Annotated in this window: 15 protein-coding genes; 6 read left to right on the top strand and 9 right to left on the bottom strand. The window is 62.7% G+C overall.

Translation table 11 applies throughout. The features are described 5' to 3' along the window. Nucleotides 1–65: 65 nt before the first annotated feature. The 4 genes from ACX3YD_RS10450 to ACX3YD_RS10435 all read right to left on the bottom strand — a co-directional run bounded on the left by ACX3YD_RS10450 (nucleotide 66) and on the right by ACX3YD_RS10435 (nucleotide 4642). Entirely contained in the window at nucleotides 66–1904 is a 1839-nt protein-coding gene (locus ACX3YD_RS10450) for an amidohydrolase (RefSeq protein ID WP_458959876.1), read from the bottom strand. After that, nucleotides 1901–2512, bottom strand: coding sequence for an antibiotic biosynthesis monooxygenase (locus ACX3YD_RS10445; protein WP_103406812.1), 612 nt, complete (start codon nucleotides 2510–2512; stop codon nucleotides 1901–1903). The genes ACX3YD_RS10450 and ACX3YD_RS10445 overlap by 4 nt, the downstream gene beginning before the upstream one ends. Further along, on the bottom strand, nucleotides 2505–2921 hold the full coding sequence (locus ACX3YD_RS10440; protein ID WP_130207898.1) for a DoxX family protein: 417 nt from the start codon (nucleotides 2919–2921) through the stop codon (nucleotides 2505–2507). Before ACX3YD_RS10440 ends, ACX3YD_RS10445 begins: the two co-directional genes overlap by 8 nt. An 800-nt stretch (nucleotides 2922–3721) precedes the next feature. Next, nucleotides 3722–4642 (bottom strand): LysR family transcriptional regulator, encoded by a 921-nt coding sequence (locus tag ACX3YD_RS10435; protein ID WP_103406810.1) that lies wholly within the window; start codon nucleotides 4640–4642, stop codon nucleotides 3722–3724. A gap of 227 nt (nucleotides 4643–4869) precedes the next feature. Here ACX3YD_RS10435 and ACX3YD_RS10430 point away from each other — a divergent pair, with 227 nt between their 5' ends. Further along, complete coding sequence (locus tag ACX3YD_RS10430) at nucleotides 4870–5286, top strand: helix-turn-helix domain-containing protein (RefSeq protein WP_103406809.1); 417 nt, start codon at nucleotides 4870–4872, stop codon at nucleotides 5284–5286. A 107-nt stretch (nucleotides 5287–5393) separates the two neighbouring features. Here the strand turns inward: ACX3YD_RS10430 and ACX3YD_RS10425 are convergent, their stop codons facing one another. Next, nucleotides 5394–6218 carry an alpha/beta fold hydrolase gene (locus ACX3YD_RS10425; protein WP_047530737.1) on the bottom strand — a complete coding sequence of 275 codons (825 nt, stop codon included), beginning with the start codon at nucleotides 6216–6218 and terminating at the stop codon, nucleotides 5394–5396. A 13-nt stretch (nucleotides 6219–6231) separates the two neighbouring features. Then, a complete protein-coding gene (locus tag ACX3YD_RS10420) occupies nucleotides 6232–6828 on the bottom strand; it encodes a flavodoxin family protein (RefSeq protein ID WP_103406807.1) in 597 nt (198 codons plus the stop codon). A gap of 358 nt (nucleotides 6829–7186) precedes the next feature. Between ACX3YD_RS10420 and ACX3YD_RS10415 the strand changes: the two genes are divergently transcribed. After that, nucleotides 7187–9991, top strand: a complete 2805-nt coding sequence (locus tag ACX3YD_RS10415; protein ID WP_458959875.1) for an ATP-binding protein — start codon at nucleotides 7187–7189, stop codon at nucleotides 9989–9991. Here ACX3YD_RS10415 and ACX3YD_RS10410 read toward each other — a convergent pair. Both ACX3YD_RS10410 and ACX3YD_RS10405 read right to left on the bottom strand, forming a co-directional pair. Further along, complete coding sequence (locus ACX3YD_RS10410) at nucleotides 9956–11440, bottom strand: ATP-binding protein (RefSeq protein WP_458959874.1); 1485 nt, start codon at nucleotides 11438–11440, stop codon at nucleotides 9956–9958. The genes ACX3YD_RS10415 and ACX3YD_RS10410 overlap by 36 nt on opposite strands. A gap of 157 nt (nucleotides 11441–11597) precedes the next feature. Beyond that, on the bottom strand, nucleotides 11598–12548 hold the full coding sequence (locus ACX3YD_RS10405; RefSeq protein WP_449105880.1) for a GlxA family transcriptional regulator: 951 nt from the start codon (nucleotides 12546–12548) through the stop codon (nucleotides 11598–11600). A gap of 257 nt (nucleotides 12549–12805) precedes the next feature. Between ACX3YD_RS10405 and ACX3YD_RS10400 the strand changes: the two genes are divergently transcribed. Next, nucleotides 12806–13528: a pirin family protein gene (locus ACX3YD_RS10400; RefSeq protein ID WP_458959873.1), complete on the top strand. Its 723-nt coding sequence runs from the start codon at nucleotides 12806–12808 to the stop codon at nucleotides 13526–13528. 42 nt (nucleotides 13529–13570) lie between these two features. On the opposite strand, the gene ACX3YD_RS10395 is transcribed toward ACX3YD_RS10400, so the two are convergent. After that, nucleotides 13571–14446, bottom strand: coding sequence for a LysR family transcriptional regulator (locus tag ACX3YD_RS10395; RefSeq protein ID WP_458959872.1), 876 nt, complete (start codon nucleotides 14444–14446; stop codon nucleotides 13571–13573). A 115-nt stretch (nucleotides 14447–14561) separates the two neighbouring features. Here ACX3YD_RS10395 and ACX3YD_RS10390 point away from each other — a divergent pair, with 115 nt between their 5' ends. The 3 genes from ACX3YD_RS10390 to ACX3YD_RS10380 all read left to right on the top strand — a co-directional run bounded on the left by ACX3YD_RS10390 (nucleotide 14562) and on the right by ACX3YD_RS10380 (nucleotide 18066). Further along, nucleotides 14562–15791, top strand: a complete 1230-nt coding sequence (locus tag ACX3YD_RS10390) for a YbfB/YjiJ family MFS transporter (protein WP_458959871.1) — start codon at nucleotides 14562–14564, stop codon at nucleotides 15789–15791. 142 nt (nucleotides 15792–15933) lie between these two features. Continuing rightward, nucleotides 15934–16932, top strand: coding sequence for an NAD(P)H-quinone oxidoreductase (locus ACX3YD_RS10385; RefSeq protein WP_458959870.1), 999 nt, complete (start codon nucleotides 15934–15936; stop codon nucleotides 16930–16932). Nucleotides 16933–17112: 180 nt separating this feature from the next. Then, the gene (locus tag ACX3YD_RS10380; RefSeq protein WP_458960405.1) at nucleotides 17113–18066 is read left to right on the top strand and encodes an alpha/beta hydrolase; all 954 of its coding nucleotides are present in this window, start codon (nucleotides 17113–17115) and stop codon (nucleotides 18064–18066) included. Nucleotides 18067–18068 lie beyond the last annotated feature (2 nt).

Raw genomic sequence — 18068 nt, 5'->3', positions numbered from 1 at the left:
AACTCCTTGGTGGATGGATATTGCAGGTAGCGCCGGGCCATCGGGCCGGCGCTTTTTTGTATTCGTCAGAAAGCAAAGCACGAGCAGCCGAAAGCGCCCCAGAAACCGGCGAAATCACTGACCGGTGCGTTTGACAGTCGCGCCCGCTCATGGCTGTGGGAGTGCACCTTGCAAGGCCCGCTGCACTGGTGAACCTGCGCCTGCAGCGGCGAGTTCGGCCGCCAGTGCCCCGGCACTTTGACCACCGGCGACCAGTCCGGCAGCACCGGCACACTGGCCGGCCCGAGTTTTTCGAAATCGCCGGCGGCGTACACCACCTTGCCGCCGACCACGGTCAACACCGACTCGATCCACTTGATCGCTTCTTCATCGACGCTGAAAAAGTCCGCGCTCAATGCCGCCACGTCCGCCAATTGCCCAACCTTGATCTGGCCCTTCTTGCCCTGCTCGGACGAGAACCAGGCGCTGCCGTGGGTGAACAGTTCCAGAGCGGTCTGGCGCGACAGGCCTTCGGCATGCAATTCCATGCCGCCGACGGTGCGGCCGCTGACCATCCAGTACAGCGAAGTCCACGGGTTGTAGCTCGACACCCGCGTCGCGTCGGTGCCGGCACCCACCGGCACGCCTTCGGCCAGCATGCGTTTGATCGGCGGCGTGGCTTCGGCGGCTTTGGCGCCGTAACGCTCGACGAAATATTCGCCCTGGAACGCCATGCGATCCTGAATCGCGATGCCGCCCCCCAGCGCCCTCACCCGTTCGATGTTTTGCGGGGTGATGGTTTCGGCGTGATCGAAAAACCAGGGCAAACCGTTGAACGGGATGTCACGGTTGACCTTCTCGAACACGTCGAGCATGCGGCTGATGGATTCGTTATAGGTGGCGTGCAAACGGAACGGCCAGCGCTGCTCGACCAAATGACGCACCACCGGTTCCAGTTCGTCTTCCATGGTTTGCGGCAGGTCCGGGCGCGGCTCGAGGAAGTCCTCGAAATCCGCCGCCGAGAACACCAGCATTTCCCCGGCGCCGTTGTGCCGCAGGTAATCGTCGCCCTGGTGCAGGGTCACGCTGCTGGTCCAGTTCTTGAAGTCGGTCAGTTCTTCCTTGGGCTTCTGGGTGAACAGGTTGTAGGCGATGCGCACGGTCAGTTGCTGGTCCTTGGCCAACTGCTCGATGACCTGGTAGTCGTCCGGGTAGTTCTGGAAACCACCACCGGCATCGATGGCACTGGTCAGGCCCAGGCGGTTGAGTTCACGCATGAACTGGCGAGTCGAGTTGACCTGATACTCCAGTGGCAACTTCGGCCCCTTGGCCAGCGTCGAGTACAGAATCATCGCGTTGGGTCGCGCCACCAGCATGCCGGTCGGCTCGCCATTGGCATCCCGGACAATCTCCCCGCCCGGCGGGTTCGGGGTGTTGCGGGTATAACCGGCCACCCGCAGCGCCGCGCGGTTGAGCAAGGCGCGGTCATACAAGTGCAGGACGAACACCGGGGTATCGGGCGCGGCCTGGTTCAGTTCTTCGAGGGTCGGCATGCGTTTTTCGGCGAACTGGAATTCGTTCCAGCCCCCCACCACCCGCACCCATTGCGGCGTCGGCGTACGATCGGCCTGGTCCTTGAGCATGCGCAAGGCATCGGCCAGGGACGGCACGCCTTCCCAGCGCAGTTCGAGGTTGTAGTTCAGGCCGCCACGGATCAGGTGCAAGTGCGAGTCGTTGAGGCCCGGAATGACGCAGCGCCCCTTGAGGTCGATCACTTGCGTGGCCGAACCGCGCAGGGCCATCGCTTCGGCATCGCTGCCCACGGCGACGAAGCGGCCGTCGCTGATGGCCACCGCGCTGGCGAGGGGCTTCTCACGGTCAACGGTATGGAATTGGCCATTGAACAGAATCAGATCGGCGTTCATCGCGTTTCCTTGGTCTGGGTGGATGAGGATAGCCAAGGCGCGAACAAACGCGTTGCCATTGGCATGAACAGGTACACCACCGACAACACGATGGTCAGGGTGATCAGGAAGGTCGCGACGAGGTAGTTGGAGAGCCAGGCATTGAGCTTCAACAGCGGCCCCCAGAGCAGCGGCACCAGCAAGGTGTGCGGCAGAATCACCAACAGCGTCACCACAGCCTGCTTCCAGCGTGGCGGTGGCGAGCCCGCCTCGGCCGCTGGAGCAAACCAGAACTCGTTCACCGGGTTGACTTCGGTCTGGTCGCCGTCGGCCAGCATGGGTGTGGCTTCGCTGATCAGCGCCTGACGCTGCTCCGAGTCGAGCCAGCGTTGCATCGCCTCGGTGGAGCAAAACCGCAGGACGCAGGTGTAGGTGTCGAGGCCGGCGTGCTTGCCACGAACCACGTCCACCCCCAAGTGCCCGTCCCATTGCCCGGCCACTCGGACAATGTTGCGCAGCCAGGCTTCGTAAGGCGCTTCAAACCCGGCCTTGACCCGGTGCTTGATGATCAGTGTCACGACCTCTTCGAAACCGCGCACAGGTGTGTCGAGCAAATTGGATTCAGGCATAACGAAAGGCTCCGGAAAATCGGTGATTGAACGCCAGCGGCCCCGGCCCGGCGATGAGGATGCTGGTGAACAGAATCAACAGCAGCCAGCCGAACTGGCCTTCGGCCAAGCTCCATTGCGGATGCACGATCAGCAACGCCACCAGCAGCACAAATAGAATAGGCAGGCAGGCCAGGCGCACCAGCACCCCGGCGACGATCAGCAACGGGCACAGCACTTCGGCAAAAATCGCCAGCATCAGCGTGAGATTCGCCCCCAGGTGGAACGGGTCTTCAATGCGCTGCAACTCGACAGCGTAGTTGAGCAGCTTCGGCAAACCATGCACCCACAACAGAAACAACGCCGCGCTGACCCGCAAGAAAAGCAGCCCGACGTCCCTGGCCCGTTCATCCCAACGCGAAACAATCATGACCGCCCCGCTCAGTTGAAAAACTACCGGCGACGAGGCGCCGGAACTTGATTCGATAGTGACGGGGCCAGGGCGGGAAAAATTGGATGTACGTGCTCTTTTTGCGCGGGGCTCGTGGCCACGGGGCGACATAGGTGCCTGTAGGAGCAAGTCTGCTCCGGGCAGCGCTCCGACGATGGTCGTCAATGATGACGCAGGCTGTCTGAATGCCCGCGTTGCCCGGACGTTCATCGCGAGCGGGCTCGCTCCTACATTGGATAAGGTGCACCAGCAGATGATTGGTCGGCTGTCAGGCCGCCATCGCTGCGATGCGGCGCCCCGACAAGCCAGCTCCCACAGAAAAGCAAGTCGGCGTACACCCACCCGCTCCTCACCACTCATCAGGCCGAGCGTTAGCTCGCCTGCAGCTTTTGATCTTGATCCACCCGCCCCTTCGGTAGGCTGAGTGGAGGTGTTCATCCGGGGAGTGGCGCGCAGCGCCGTTCGACGCAGTCGAACACGCTGCATGTAGGTCGTCGCGAAGCAGACCGGAGGGCAGTGTTCCCGGATGGATACCGCAGCGAAGGAACGCCGAGCCTCAGCGAGGGGCCGGACGCTCGGGGCGAGCCTTTTTTTGCTTATCTTTTTTTTGGCGTTTGAAAAAAAAGTAAGTCGCCGTAAGGGCGAAACCATAAGTCGCCGTTACCGCGGAAACGGATATGTACGCGGTCAACAACACACAGGTCGGCTATGAGGCCGCCATCGCTGCGATGCGGCGCCCCGACAAGCCAGCTCCTGCAGTAGATCGAAGGCGACCACGATCAAGCCGGAATCGGCAACGACACCGACATGAACTGACTGATCCGCGAACGCAACCAACGCTCCGCCGGATCATTGTCATGCACCCCGCTCCAAGCCATCGACAATTGCGCCGCGTCGATGGCGAACGGCGGGTCTTCGGCACGCAAGCCACACCCTTCCACCAACGCACAGGCCGCATAGTCCGGCACCGTGGCGATCATTTCGGTGCCGGCGAGCAACGCGCGCAAGCCACTGAACTGCGGCACACCCAACACCACCCGGCGGGTGCGACCGAGCTTGGCCAGGTCCAGATCAATGTTGCCGCTCAGGTCCCCGGAAAACGACACCATGGCATGGGGCCGTTCACAATATTCGTCCAGGGTCAGGGTCCCCGGCCGCTTGTCGCCACGCAGCACTTTGCAGGGAATGTCGCGCAGTTTCTTGCGCTTGGCATTGGCCGGCAGGTCCGTGGTGTAGCTCACGCCCACGGAGATTTCCCCCGATGCCAGCAACGCCGGCATCAACAGGTAATTGGCCCGGCGCACGACCACGACAATGCCTGGCGCCTCTTCTTGCAGCTGACGCAACAGCGGCGGAAACAAGCCGAACTCGGCATCGTCCGACAGGCCGATACGAAACACATCGCAGCTGGTCGTCGGGTCAAATTCCTTGGCCCGGCTGACCGCCCCGGAGATGGTGTCCATCGCCGGTTGCAGCTCCTTGAGAATCGCCAGCGCCCGCGCGGTCGGCTCCATGCCACGGCCATTGCGCAACAGCAGCGGGTCATCGAACAGGTCGCGCAACCGCCCCAGGGCAGCACTGACCGCCGGTTGGCCCATGAACAGCTTTTCCGCCACGCGGGTCAGGTTTTTTTCGAACATCAAGGCTTCGAAAATCACTAGCAGATTCATGTCTACACGGCGCAGATCGTTACGGTTCATGGGCACGGTTCCCTTGTGTGATTAACCAGGCGCGAAGGCGTTGATTGTCTCTGACTTTACTCAAAACTGCCCGCTTCACCCGGGAGGAATTAACAACGTTTAACTCGTCAGGCACAGGGCCGCGCCCAAGAATGAAAACCTCTGCGCAGAGCTGTTTTTCTTCCAGAGGGAAGGCACTGGCCAACAGGCCGTACGCCGTTGCGTTCCCACCGACACGGACATTGGACATGGCTCACTCACAGCAAACCCTCGCCCGCGCCCCGGTCAGCGAACCGTGCAACACCGGCAGTGGCGGCCTCAGCCCACAGCGCGAACGGCTGGTGAAGCAACTGATCCTGGATCGCCTGGGCGACAGCCTGGAAGTCACCGAACTGGCCCGGGCCTGCGCCCTCTCGCGCAGTCATTTCTCCCGTGCGTTCAAATGCAGCACCGGCTATTCGCCCCAGGAATGGATTCGCCAACAGCGCATCGCCCGGGCCAAGCTGTTGATTCAACACACTGACCTGAGCCTCACGCAAATCAGCCTCGAATGCGGCTTTTGCGATCAGGCGCACTTCTGTCACATGTTCACCCGCAGCGAAGGCATCAATCCGTTTGCCTGGCGCTGCCGGGCGGTGCGCTCCGTCCGTCAATTGTCCCTGTAAGCCCACGGTTTGCCGGCGCTGGCGATTTCACGATCACCTTCGCCGGCAAGCCGTGCTGCTGCAGGGTTGCGTTATCGCGATGCAACCCTGCGGTGGTTCTCCAGGACTTAACCCTTCAGAAACGCCAGCAAATCGCTGTTGAGTTGATCCTTGTGGGTGTCCGTCAAGCCATGGGGCGCGCCAGGGTAGACCTTCAGCGTAGAACCCTTGACCAGCCCCGCCGAAGCGATGCCCGCCGCTTCGATCGGCACCACCTGATCGGCGTCGCCGTGCACCACCAGGGTCGGCACGTCGAACTTCTTCAGGTCCTCAGTGAAGTCGGTTTCCGAAAACGCCTTGATGCAGTCGTAGGCGTTCTTGTGGCCGGAGGTCATGCCCTGCATCCAGAACCAGTCGATCATGCCTTGGGACGGCTTGGCGTCAGGTTTGTTGAAGCCGAAGAACGGGCCGCTGGCGAGGTCTTTATAGAGTTGCGAACGGTTCGCCAGTGAGGCCTGACGAATGCCGTCGAACACCTCGATCGGCAGCCCGCCGGGGTTGGCCGCCGTCTTGAGCATCAGCGGCGGCACCGAGGAAATCAGCCCGGCCTTGGCCACCCGACCGGTGCCATGGCGACCGATGTAGCGCGCCACTTCGCCGCCTCCGGTGGAGAAACCGAACAGCACGGCGTCGCGCAAATCCAGGTGTTCGATCAGTTGCGCCAGGTCATCGGCGTAGGTGTCCATGTCATTGCCGAACCACGGCTGGCTGGAACGGCCATGCCCTCGGCGATCGTGGGCGATGACGCGGTAGCCCTCGGACGCCAGGAAGATCATTTGCGACTCCCAGCTGTCGGCGTTGAGCGGCCAACCGTGGCTGAAGACAATCGGCTGACCGGTGCCCCAGTCCTTGTAGTAGATCTCGGTGCCGTCGCGGGTGGTGAACGTGCTCATGAGGCGTGCTCCTTTACGTGAGGGTTGGGGTGATGCAATGGGATACGGGCCCCATGCGCTCGGCCAGCCGCGCCACCCGTTCACCCAAATGGGCGGCGGTGCAGCGGTCTTCAGGGGGCGGCGCCAGGTCGGGGGACTGTTCGACATTCGACTGGGCCATGGCGCCCAGCGAACTGCCCAGCCGGTTCAATTGCCCGTCGAACACGCCGGTGCCAGAGCGCGCGGGCAACAGGTCGAGGCCGACCCAGATCATCGAATGCTGGGCGGCGAACACGGCCATTTGCAGCAAGGTATTGAGTTTGTCGCCGCACAGGCAGCCGGAATTGGTGAAGCCGGCTGCCAGCTTGTCGCGCCACGGCTGCGCCAGGTAAAACGCGGCCGTGGCTTCCATGAAGCCCTTGAAGGCGGCGGAGGCGCTGCCCATGTAGGTCGGGGCGCCGAAAATGATCGCGTCGGCCTGGTGCAAGTGCTCCCAGTGCTCGTCCACCTCTTCTACCGCGATCAGCCGGCAGGTGCTGCCCAGGTGCCGCTCCACCCCTTGAGCCACGGCTTCGGCCATGACCCGGGTGTGGCCGTAGCCGCTGTGATAGACCACGACCACCTTGCTCATTGCGGTGTCCTCCAGACAGGCAAAATCCATGTAGATGCCGCCGCAGGCTGCGCGTGATTTTAGAAGCTAAAATCAACGACTCGCAGGCGATGGCAACGCTTACAGGATTGGAGTTTTGGGTGTAGAGCGGACGCAGGACGAGTTAAACGTTGTTAATTTTTCCTGGCGCACCAAAAGCCTCGACCGCACCTTTGTCAGCTTCGAGCCCAATTAACACGGGACCGGGCAATAGGCTGGCAAACGCAGCGGTCGATACTGGCACCATGCAGTCACCCGAGCCATGCATTGCGTTCGGGTAATAACCTGATAAACATGTTCGAAAGCCGCGAACTAGACGTATGCAACCAGGAGTGAACCGTTGACCTTTTCCCCCGAGCAGGCTGTCCATTTCGGACCCTACAGGATCTACCCCGGACAACACCTGGTGATGGAGGCCGACCGCCCCCTGCGCCTGGGCCGGCGGGCCATGGATATCCTGTTGATCCTGCTGGAGCACGCCGGGAATGTGGTCAGCAAGCAACACCTGATGACCGAAATCTGGCCCAACAGCGTGGTGGAAGAAATCAACCTGCGGGTGCACATGGCCGCCCTGCGCAAGGCGCTGGGGGACGGTCAGGCCGGTCAGCGCTATATCGTCACCGTGGCCCAGCGTGGCTACAGTTTTGTCGCGCCGTACTCGCTGGAGCACATCGAAGTCGACCGGCCAAGCGAGCCGGTCGAATCGAGCAGCCATAACCTGCCCCTGCGCCGCACCCGCATGATCGGCCGGCAAGCGCTGGTCGACAGCCTGATGACGCACCTGCCGCGCCAGCGTTTCATCACCCTGGTCGGCCCCGGCGGGATCGGCAAGACCACCGTGGCGCTGCGGGTCGCCGAACAGCTGATCGGTCGCTATCGGGACGGGATTCGCCTGCTGGACCTGGCGCCGATCAACGATCCGTCGATGATCACCGGTCATCTGGCGACGCTGCTCGAGCTGTCCCTGCATGATGCAGAACCCTTGAACAACCTCGCCATGTTCCTGCGTGAACGCCAGATGCTGCTGGTCATCGACAATTGCGAGCACCTGATCGACAGCGTGGCGCTGCTGTGTGAAAGCCTGCTGCGTGGCGCGCCGCATCTGCACATCCTGGCCACCAGCCGCGAGTGCCTGCGGGCTGAAGGCGAATTCGTTCAACGCCTGGAGTCCCTGGACTGCCCCCCGCCCATCGCCGTGCTGGACCGCGCCCAGGCCCTGAATTTTTCCGCGCTGCAACTCTTCGTCGAACGGGCCATGGCCAGCCACGACAGCTTCGAATTGACTGATGCCGATCTGCCGCGGGTCATCGATATCTGCCGTCGCCTCGATGGCATCCCGCTGGCGCTGGAGCTGGCGGCCGGGCAAGTCGCCAGCCTTGGCCTCGAGGGTTTGCTCAGGCAACTGCAAGGCAGCTTTCGCCAGCTCACCCCGAACAACCAGTCAGCCCTGGGCCGGCATCAGACCCTGCGCGCCACCCTGGACTGGAGCTTCGATCTGCTCAGTGTCTGCGAACAAACTTGCCTGCGCCGACTCGGGTTGTTCCGTGGCGGCTTTACCCTGACGTCGGCGGCGGCGGTGATCGTCGGCGAACAGGTGGAAACGCGCGAGGTATTTGGCTCGATCACGCAACTGGTGGCCAAATCCCTGCTTAACGTGGACGTCGGTGACGAAGAGGTGTTCTACCGCCTGCTCGACACCACGCGCAGCTATGCCCTGGAAAAACTCGAACAGGCCGGCGAGTTGCCCGCCACCCGTGAACGCCATGCCGAACGCTGCCTGGCCTTGATGCATCAGGCGCAGAACGACTGGGAGCACATTCCGACCCGCCTGTGGATCGAGCGCTATGCCCGTAGCCTGGAAGACGTCCGTTCGGCGCTCGATTGGGGATTGTCCGTAACGGGGCCGCATACCCTGGCGATCCGTCTGACGGCGACCTCGACGCCCCTGTGGCAGGAACTGTCGCTGCTCAAGGAACACGGCGGGTATGTGCGCCGCGCGCTGGCCTTGCTCGATGCCGCGCCCGAGCCCTGCCCGCGCTTGAAAATGTCCCTGAAACTGGCCTTGGGCAGCGCCTGTTATCACGCTCAGGGCGGCACGGCGGAAACCGTCGAAGCCTTCGTCAGCGCCCGCGCCCTGGCCAGGCACTGTGACGATGTGGCCGGGCAATTGCGTGCGGTGTCCGGGCATCTGGCGGTCAACCTCAGCTGCGGCAACTATCAAATGGCCCTGGAACAGAGCCAGCAATTCGACCGCCTGGGGCTCAACGGCGATGCGCTACTGGACCTCAGCACCCACCGCCTGCGGGTGCTGGCCCTGCACTTCGCCGGGGATCAGCATCGGGCGCGGGTGAATGCAGAGGAAGTCATCCAGCGCATGGCCCACAGCGGCCATCTCAACCGCTTCACCCATGGTTTTGGTGTGCAATATGACCAGAGCGTTGCCGCCCTGACCATCCTCGCGCGCATCCTCTGGATCCAGGGCCAACCGGAACAGGCCTGGCGCACGGCCCGACAGGCGCTGGACATTGCGCTGCAGATCAATCACGGCACGTCCATCTGCTACACCCTGGCACTGTCGGGCTGCCTGATCGCCCACTACAACGGCGACACCCGCACCGCCCGCGAGCTCTTGTGCCTGCTGCAGGAACAGGCGCAAAAACACTCGGTACAGCTGTTCTATTCCTGGGCACAGCACTATGCGCAGGTCATCCACCGTGCCGACGCGCCGGCATTGCCAGGCCCGGGCGCAGGTTTGATCAAGGAAATCATGGTCACGCTGGACAGCACATACATTGATGACGATTTGCTGCAACGCGCCGACACCGGCGCGGCGGGCTGGTGCACGGCGGAGATTCTGCGGGCCCGGGCCGACGCACTGCTGGCAGCCGGTAGCCCGGCGAGCAACGACGCTGCCGAGAGCGTACTCATCAGGGCGCTCAACGTAGCGCAGCACCAGGGAGCCCGGGCCTGGGAGTTGCGCAGCGCCACTTCGCTGGCGCGGCTGTGGCAGCATCAGGGACGCTATCGGCAAGCCCATGAGCTGCTGGCGCCGATCTACCAGCGCTTTACCGAAGGCTATGCCACCCCGGACCTGATCGCCGTGCGACGCCTACTCGGCGAGTTGCAGGAGCACTTGCCGGCCTGATGGCTTGGGGGCCCGAGCGATGTGGGCGGCGTAACGCATTTCGAAGGTGCATAAGGCGCCACTGTGTTCGAGTTTTTCCAGGGCGTAACGGCGGGTGGTGTTGAGAAAACGGTAGCGCGTCAGCCCATCGACCTGTTCGCGCGACAGCAGCGATTTGAGCGCCAGGCCCTCCATCACGTGGCGCAGGGTGGCGGGCAACAAGGTTGCGCAACTGATCACCCCCATCGCCGCGTCCAGGGTAAACGCCGATTTGAATACCGCCAGACGCTGCAGCACGATTTGTTCCACCGGGCTCAGCCGCTCATAGCTCCAGTCCAGGGCGGCCTTGAGCGTCTGGTGGCGCGGCACGGCGGTGCGTCGCCCCCGGGTCAGCAGTTGAAAACAGTTACCCAGCTGGGCTTGCAGCCCCACCAACGCCAACGCATCGATCTGCGCCGCCGCCAGCTCTATCGCCAGGGGCAAGCCGTCGAGGTGCTGACAGATTTCGCGTATGGCCTTGAGGTCCTGTTCGCGCAAGGCAAAGCTTTGTTGGCGGGCTCGGGCACAGCTGACAAACAGCTGCACCGCCGAATAGCCCATGACCTCGGCGACACTGCCCAGGGCCGACGCTTTCGGGACCAGAAGCGGTGGCAGCAAATGGACCGATTCGCCCTTGGCCAACAGCGGTTCGCGGCTGGTGGCGAGAATCGACAATCGGGGTGCCGTCATCAGCAGCGCCTCGACCAGTGTCCGGCAACGTTCGAGCAGGTGCTCGCAATTGTCGAGAACCAGCAACGCGTGCCATTGCCCCAGCGCATCGAGGTCGGCGCCCACCTCCAGATCCAGGGTGCGGGTCAGATGATCGACCACGTGCGCCGGGTCATCGATCATCGCCAGATCCACCCGCCACACCCCGTCACGGTAATGCTGCAGCAGCAGCTCGGCGACTCGCACGGCCACGGTGGTCTTGCCGATGCCGCACGGCCCGACCAGGGTCATGAAACGCCGTACCGGGAGTTGCCGCACCAGGCTGCCGACCACCGCATCGCGACCGGTGACCGGTGTCAGGCGCGCAGGCAGATTGTGCTGTGGTTTTTGCAGGTTTTCGAAGGCGACGGACGCGGCCGCCGCGACCTGGCGCACCGGTGCGACGAAGCTGTAACCACGCTGGGGAATGTTGACGATGTAACAGTGACCGTTCTGCCCGTCACGAAAGGCCCGGCGCAGTGCGGCGATGTGCACGCGCAGGTTGATTTCCTCAACCACCGACCTTGGCCAGACCTGAGCGATCAGTTCGTCTTTGCTGACCACCGAGCCGGCGTGCTCGACCAGCACCTGCAAAATATCCAGGGCCCGTCCGCCCAGGCGCAGCGGCTGATCGCCTTCCACGACCAGGCGTTGATTCAGATGGAACGCGAAGGGGCCGAAGTGCAGCACCGTGTCGCCGTTGATATCTCTGAGGCTATTCATGCATCGTCACCTGCTGGAACCTGCCCGGCACGCGAGTCCATCCAGGCTCCGTACCTTCCTTGCAATGAGTTCAGGGGTATCTTGGCAGGCCTGGGTGACGGTACAACTGCCACAGGGGGAGCGTCACGGTCATTACGGTGCGCGCGACGGACACGGGCTAGCTGAACTGCTCTCGGTACTGGGTCGGGGTCAGGCCAAGCTTTTCACTGAACAGAAAACGCATGTGTCGCACGCTGCCAAAGCCACTCTTGAACGCCACGGTCTTGAGCGGCAAATCACCGGTTTCCAGGAGGTTGCGGGCACAGTCGATGCGTGCGCCTTGCAGAAACTCCATGGGCGTCATGTTGACTTCCCGGGCAAATACCCTGGCGAAGTGCCGTGGGCTCATGCTGGCCAGACTGGCCATGCGCTCGATGCTGAAGGCTTCGTCGAGGTGTTCGAGCACATGGTTCTGCACCCGGGTGATGGCCGTTTCATGGGGGGCCACCGCCGCCATCAACGGGCTGAACTGTGCCTGACCGCCCTGGCGCTTCATCACCACCAGCAGCACCTTGGCGACGTCCTGGGCGACTTTCTTGCCATGGTCTTCAGCGACCACCGCCAGCGCCAGGTCGATGCCCGCGGTCACGCCTCCAGAGGTGATGAGGTTGCGGTCCTGGACGTAAATCTGGTCAGTCTCGACGGTGGCCCTGGGGAAGCCCTTGATCAGGCGCTCGGTGTAGTGCCAGTGGGTGGTCACGCGAAAGCCGTCGAGCAGACCGGCATGGCCCAGCACAAACGCCCCGGTGCAGATCGAGCCATAGGTTCGGGATCGACTGACGTTGTGCTTGAGCCACTCGAGCAAGGGTGGATGTTTTTCGTTGTAGGCACCGGGGCCGCCGGGCACCAGCAGCAAATCAAAGCCGTCACAGGCCTGGTCGATAGGCTGGTCGGCCTGCACCTTGACGCCATTGGACGCCCGCAGTGCACCGGGTTCAGTGCCAATGGTCGTCAGCACATAGTGGTCGGCGGGTTTGAGATAGCGGTTGGCAATGGAAAATACCTCCATCGGCCCGGCCATATCGAGCAGGAGAAAGTCGGGGAACAGCACCATTGCCACGGTTTTCATGGGTTTGAATCATCATTGAAATCAAAGAAGGCCAGCGCATCGAACCCGCAGGAGCAAGTCCACAAGGTCGCGCCCGGCATTAAATATGTGTGCTGAGCATTATGGCCAAATTCCCGGCGAACGTCGGTGATTCATTTCGCAAAACTGTCAACCTGAGAGAGACAGTATTTCAATTTTCATCTACTTATTGCATCAGCGAGTAAATATTAACCTTCTCCTCACTCGGACGAATCAACGTCCCCACAGGAGATTTCATCATGCTGACCCTTCGCAAAGCCTCGGATCGCGGCGCCGCCAATCACGGTTGGTTGAAGTCGTTCCATACCTTTTCTTTCGCCAACTACCGCAACCCACGGGAGCAAGGCTTCTCCGACCTGCTGGTGATCAACGACGACCGCGTGGCGGCCGGCAAAGGCTTCGGCCAGCACCCGCACCGCGACATGGAGATTTTCTCCTATGTGCTCGAAGGCGCGCTGGAACACAAGGACACCCTGGGCACCGGTTCGGTGATCCGCCCCGGCGACGTGCAGCTGATGAGTGCCGGCAGCGGCGTGGCGCACAGTGAATTCAATCACTCGGACAGCCGGCCGGTGCACTTTCTGCAGATCTGGATCGTGCCGGACGTCAGCGGCGCCAAGCCACGCTACCAACAGGAGCACTTCAGCACGCAGAAAAAACGCGGTCGCCTGCAGCTGATCATCTCCCCCGACGGCGCACAGGGTTCATTGAAGGTGCGTCAGGATGCGCGGGTGTACGCAGGACTGATCGACGGCAAGGAAAGTGCGACCCTGGAACTGGCCGCCAACCGCTATGCCTACGTGCATGTGGCTCGGGGCCGTGTCGAACTTAACGGTTTGTCGTTGCAGGAAGGCGATGGCGTACGGGTTCGCGAGGAACAGCTGTTGACCTTGAGCAACGGCGTGGATGCCGAAGTCCTGGTGTTCGATCTGCGTCCGCAGGAGTTGCCAGAAATGCCTTGAACACCAACTGTAAGGCCAGGGAGCTTGCTCCCTGGCCTCCCTTTATTCCCCCGTCCCCGCAAACCCCGCGACAATCTCATCGATCACCGCCCGCACCCGGGCGGTATGCCGCAAGTCCGCGTGGGTCACCAGCCAGACGTCATAGGGCAGCGGTCGTGTCCGCTCCGGCCATAACCTGACCAGCCCGTCCCTCTCCCCCAAGTACACCGGAACTTCCCCCAGCCCGACGCCCGCCGCGATGGAGCGGCGCACCAACAGACTGGAACTCAGGCTGGCGACGATCCGCCCGCGCCCCAAGGGCTCGTTGACCAGGCTCATGTCTTTGCCGCCCTGCAAATAAGGCTGATACACCACCAGATCATGCCCCTCGAAGGCCGCTCCCGGCTCCGGCACGCCGCGGGTGTCCACATAATCCTGTGAGGCGAACAGGCCCACGGGCCAGCGGGCGATTCGCCGGGCGATCAGGTCGGGGTTATCCGGCCGGGTATTGCGCACGGCGATGTCGGCTTCGCGTTTGGCCAGGCTGAGGATTTGTGTCGAGGCGTCCAGTTGCACCCGCACATCGGGATGCAATTGATGCAGGCGGGCGACCGCCGGAATCAGGAAGTCGATGGCCAGGGAGTCGGTGGTGGTGACGCGCACGGTGCCGGTGAGCCGGTCATCGAGCCCCTGGATTCGGCGCTCCAGTTCCAGCGCCGAAAGCTCCATTTTCTCCACCGCGCGCATGGCCGCCTCACCTACCGCCGTCAGGGCATAGCCTTCGGAGGTACGCAGAAACAACGTTGCGCTCAAGGACTTCTCCAGCGCCGTGATCCGCCGCCCTACGGTGGCCTGATCCACCCCCAGCACCCGCGCGGCTCCGCGCAGCGTTGATTCGCGGCAGACCGCGAGAAATACCCGTGCGTCATCCCAGTTCATAAGGCCTCTCCCCGACTGATGCACATTCGCATCACTGCAACGTGAAATCGCAGCATTATTGCATCATAAATCCCCGATATGCTGGCCTCCAGAGTAAACCCACAGGACAAAGCTCATGCTCAACGCCTCATCTCCCACCCCTGCCCCGCGCAGCGCAATCTGGATGCCGATCTTCGCCGGCCTTTGCGCCAGCCTGGTCAGCATCGGTCTGGCGCGTTTTGCCTACACGCCGTTGATTCCCTCGCTGATCCAGGCCCACTGGTTCAGCGCCAGTGACGTGGTATTTCTCGGCGCCGCCAATCTGGTGGGCTATCTGATCGGCGCGCTGATCGGTCACCCGCTGGCTCGACGCACCTCCAACAATACTGCACTGCGCCTGATGATGCTGGCGGTGACCCTGGCGTTTTTCGCCTGTGCCTTTCCGTTGTCGGTGAGCTGGTTTTTCGCTTGGCGCTTGCTGTCGGGCATTGCCGGTGGCGCGATCATGGTGCTGGTGGCGGCAACGGTGTTGCCGCATGTGCCGGCTTCGCGCAAAGGCCTGGCCAGTGGCGCGATCTTTCTCGGGATCGGCCTGGGCATCGCCGGGTCAGGGACGATCGTTCCACCCCTGCTGAGCCTGGGTCTGCAACAGACCTGGCTCGGTCTTGGCTTGCTGGCGCTGGTCCTGACTGCAGTCAGTTGGTTCGGCTGGCCATCGGCCACGCCCCATGCGCTGGCGACCACGCCGACCGATAGCACGTCAACGACGACAAACCCGAGTGTCTACCTGTTGTTTGCCCAGTATGCGTTCATGGCGGCCGGGCTGGTGCCGGCCATGGTGTTCCTGGTGGACTACGTGGCCCGCGGGCTGGGGGCCGGGCAACATGTCGGCGCGCTGATTTGGGTGATGTACGGCCTCGGGGCGATTGTCGGGCCGGTGAGCTACGGCTTTCTGGCCGACCAACTGGGGGCGAAGTCGGGCATTCGACTGGTGTTGGTGGTGCAAGCGATTGCCGTGGGTCTGCTGTCAATCTCCAGCGCTTTTTGGGCACTGGCCTTGCTGGCGGTGATCCTCGGTTCGTTCCCGCCCGGCATCGTGCCACTGGCTCTGGCGCGGGTTCACGAACTGATTCCCGGACATCACCAGCAGCAGATCGCCTGGAGTCGCGCCACCGTGTCCTTTGCCTCCTTCCAGGCCATCGCCGGTTTTGCCTACTCGGCGCTGTTCAACGCCAGTGGCGGCCATCACGCCCTGATGTTCGTGATCGCGGCCGGGGCCATCGTTGTCGCATTGCTGTTGGAGCTGGCGGTGCGTTTACTGGGTCAACCGAATGATGGCGCCTGCATCAAACCGACCGTTGCATGAACCCGACTGCCCCCATGCGGGGCCGGGCTTGCCCGCGATGAGGTCGGCACCTTCAGCATTGATCGTGCCTGCCAAATTGCCATCGCGAGCAAGCTCGCGCCTACAGTTATTCAAATGTTTCAATTCCTGAGAGGCAACAAACATGACCCTCCCCCAAACCATGACCCAGATTGAAATCACCCAGCCCGGTGCACCCGAAGTCCTGCAACCGCGCCAGGTGCCCTTGCCTGTGGCGGGCCCCGGCGAAGTACTGATCCACGTGCACGCCGCCGGGGTCAATCGTCCTGACGTGCTTCAACGCGCCGGCAAGTACCCGATGAAACCCGGCATGAACCCGATTCCGGGGCTGGAGGTGGCCGGCGAAGTGGTGGCCATCGGTTCAGGCGTCAGTGACTTCATGGTCGGCGACAAGGTCTGCGCACTGACCAACGGTGGCGGGTATGCCCAGTATTGCGCGGTCCCGGCCAGCCAGACGCTACCGATCCCCGAGGGCATGGACTGGGTGCAAGCGGCAGCGATCCCGGAAACCTACTTCACGGTATGGGCCAATCTGTTCGACATGGGCGGCGCCAGCAAAGGCCAGCGAGCGCTGATTCAGGGTGGCACCAGCGGCATCGGCACCACTGCACTCATGTTGTGCCGCGAGTTCGGCATCAAGGCATTCGCCACCGCGGGCAGCGAGGAAAAGTGTGCGGCGATCCGTCAATTGGGGGCCGAAGCGATCAACTACCGCGATCAGGACTTCGTCCAGGTCATTCAGGAAAAAACCGCCGGCCAGGGGGTTAATGTCGTCCTCGACATCATGGGCGGTTCGTACCTGAACCAGAACATCGCGGCATTGGGCATGGACGGCCGAGTGGTGATGCTCGGCTTTCTCGGTGGCGCTCATGCCAGGGACGTCGATCTGCTGGCGATCATGGGCAAGCGCGCGGTGATCACCGGCTCGCTGTTGCGCGCACGCACCCGGGAAGAAAAAGCCTCGATCGCCGAACAATTGCATGAGTACGTCTGGCCCGTGCTCGCCGCCGGGCGGTGCCGGCCGATGATCGACCAGGTCTATGCGCTCAACGATGCGGCCCAAGCCCATACGCGCATGGAAGGTGGCGATCACATTGGCAAGATCGTGCTGCGTGTGGATTGATACCCGCGCAAATCCCTGTGGGCGCATGCCTGCTCCCGAAAGCGGCCTGGCAATTGACATGAATGTGGAATGTCACAGCCTCATCGCGAGCAAGCTCGACCCCACAAGTCGAAATTATTCCTGTTGCCGGCACACATCTGTTAAAACGCGCACTTCATGTCTGAGCCGGTAGACCACCCGATGCCCTCCGCTTTTCTCACCCGATTGCGCCCACGCTGGCTGCCGCTGCTGTGCATGGCCGCGCTGCTTGTCGGCCTGCCGGTGAGTTGTGGCGCACTCAAGTACAAAGAGCGCGAGCTGCTGTTTCGCATCGAACCGGGCACGGCCGGCTGGTATCGCGGCTTGCCGGGGGACGTTCAGGAGTTCGATATCAAGTCCGCGAGCTTCAAGGCCGGGCAGAACCTGCATGCCTGGTGGTGGCCGGCGGCGCGCCGCGATGCGCCGGCGATCCTCTATCTGCATGGCGTGCGCTGGAACCTGACCGGCCAGGCGTTTCGCATCGAGCAATTGCGCGCCATGGGGTATTCGGTGTTGGCCATCGATTACCGCGGGTTCGGCCAGAGCCACGGTGACCTGCCATCGGAAGCCAGCGTTTACGAAGACGCCCGGGCCGCGTGGGAGCGTTTCACGGCCATGCAGCCGGATGCCGGCAAGCGTCTGATCTACGGTCACTCACTGGGCGGTGCGGTGGCCATCGACCTCGCCGCCGACCTGGCCGCGCAGGCGAAAAAGGATCATGTTGCGGTGCCGGTGCGCGGCCTGGTGATCGAATCCACCTTCACCTCGCTGGGCGATGCGGTGGCGGAAGTCGCCGACAACAACCTGCCGGTCAACTGGCTGCCGGTGCGCTGGCTGCTGTCGCAGAAGTTCGACTCCATCGACAAGATCGTCGACATCGACATGCCGTTGTTGGTGGTCCATGGCCTGGCCGACCCGTTCATGCCGTCGCGATTCAGCCAGCAGTTGTTTAATGCGGCCAACGAACCCAAGCGCTTGTTGCTGATCCCCGGCGGTACGCACAACAACAGCATGAGCCTGGGCGGCAACCAGTATCGCCAGGCACTCGACAGTTTGATGAAAGCAAAACCACAAATCGCCGGGCCGGCAACTTCGCGAGGCGCGCAGGATTCCTGAGG

The organism is Pseudomonas fluorescens group sp. PF-1 (assembly GCF_054481335.1).
This window is presented reverse-complemented; position numbering and strand designations above follow the sequence as displayed.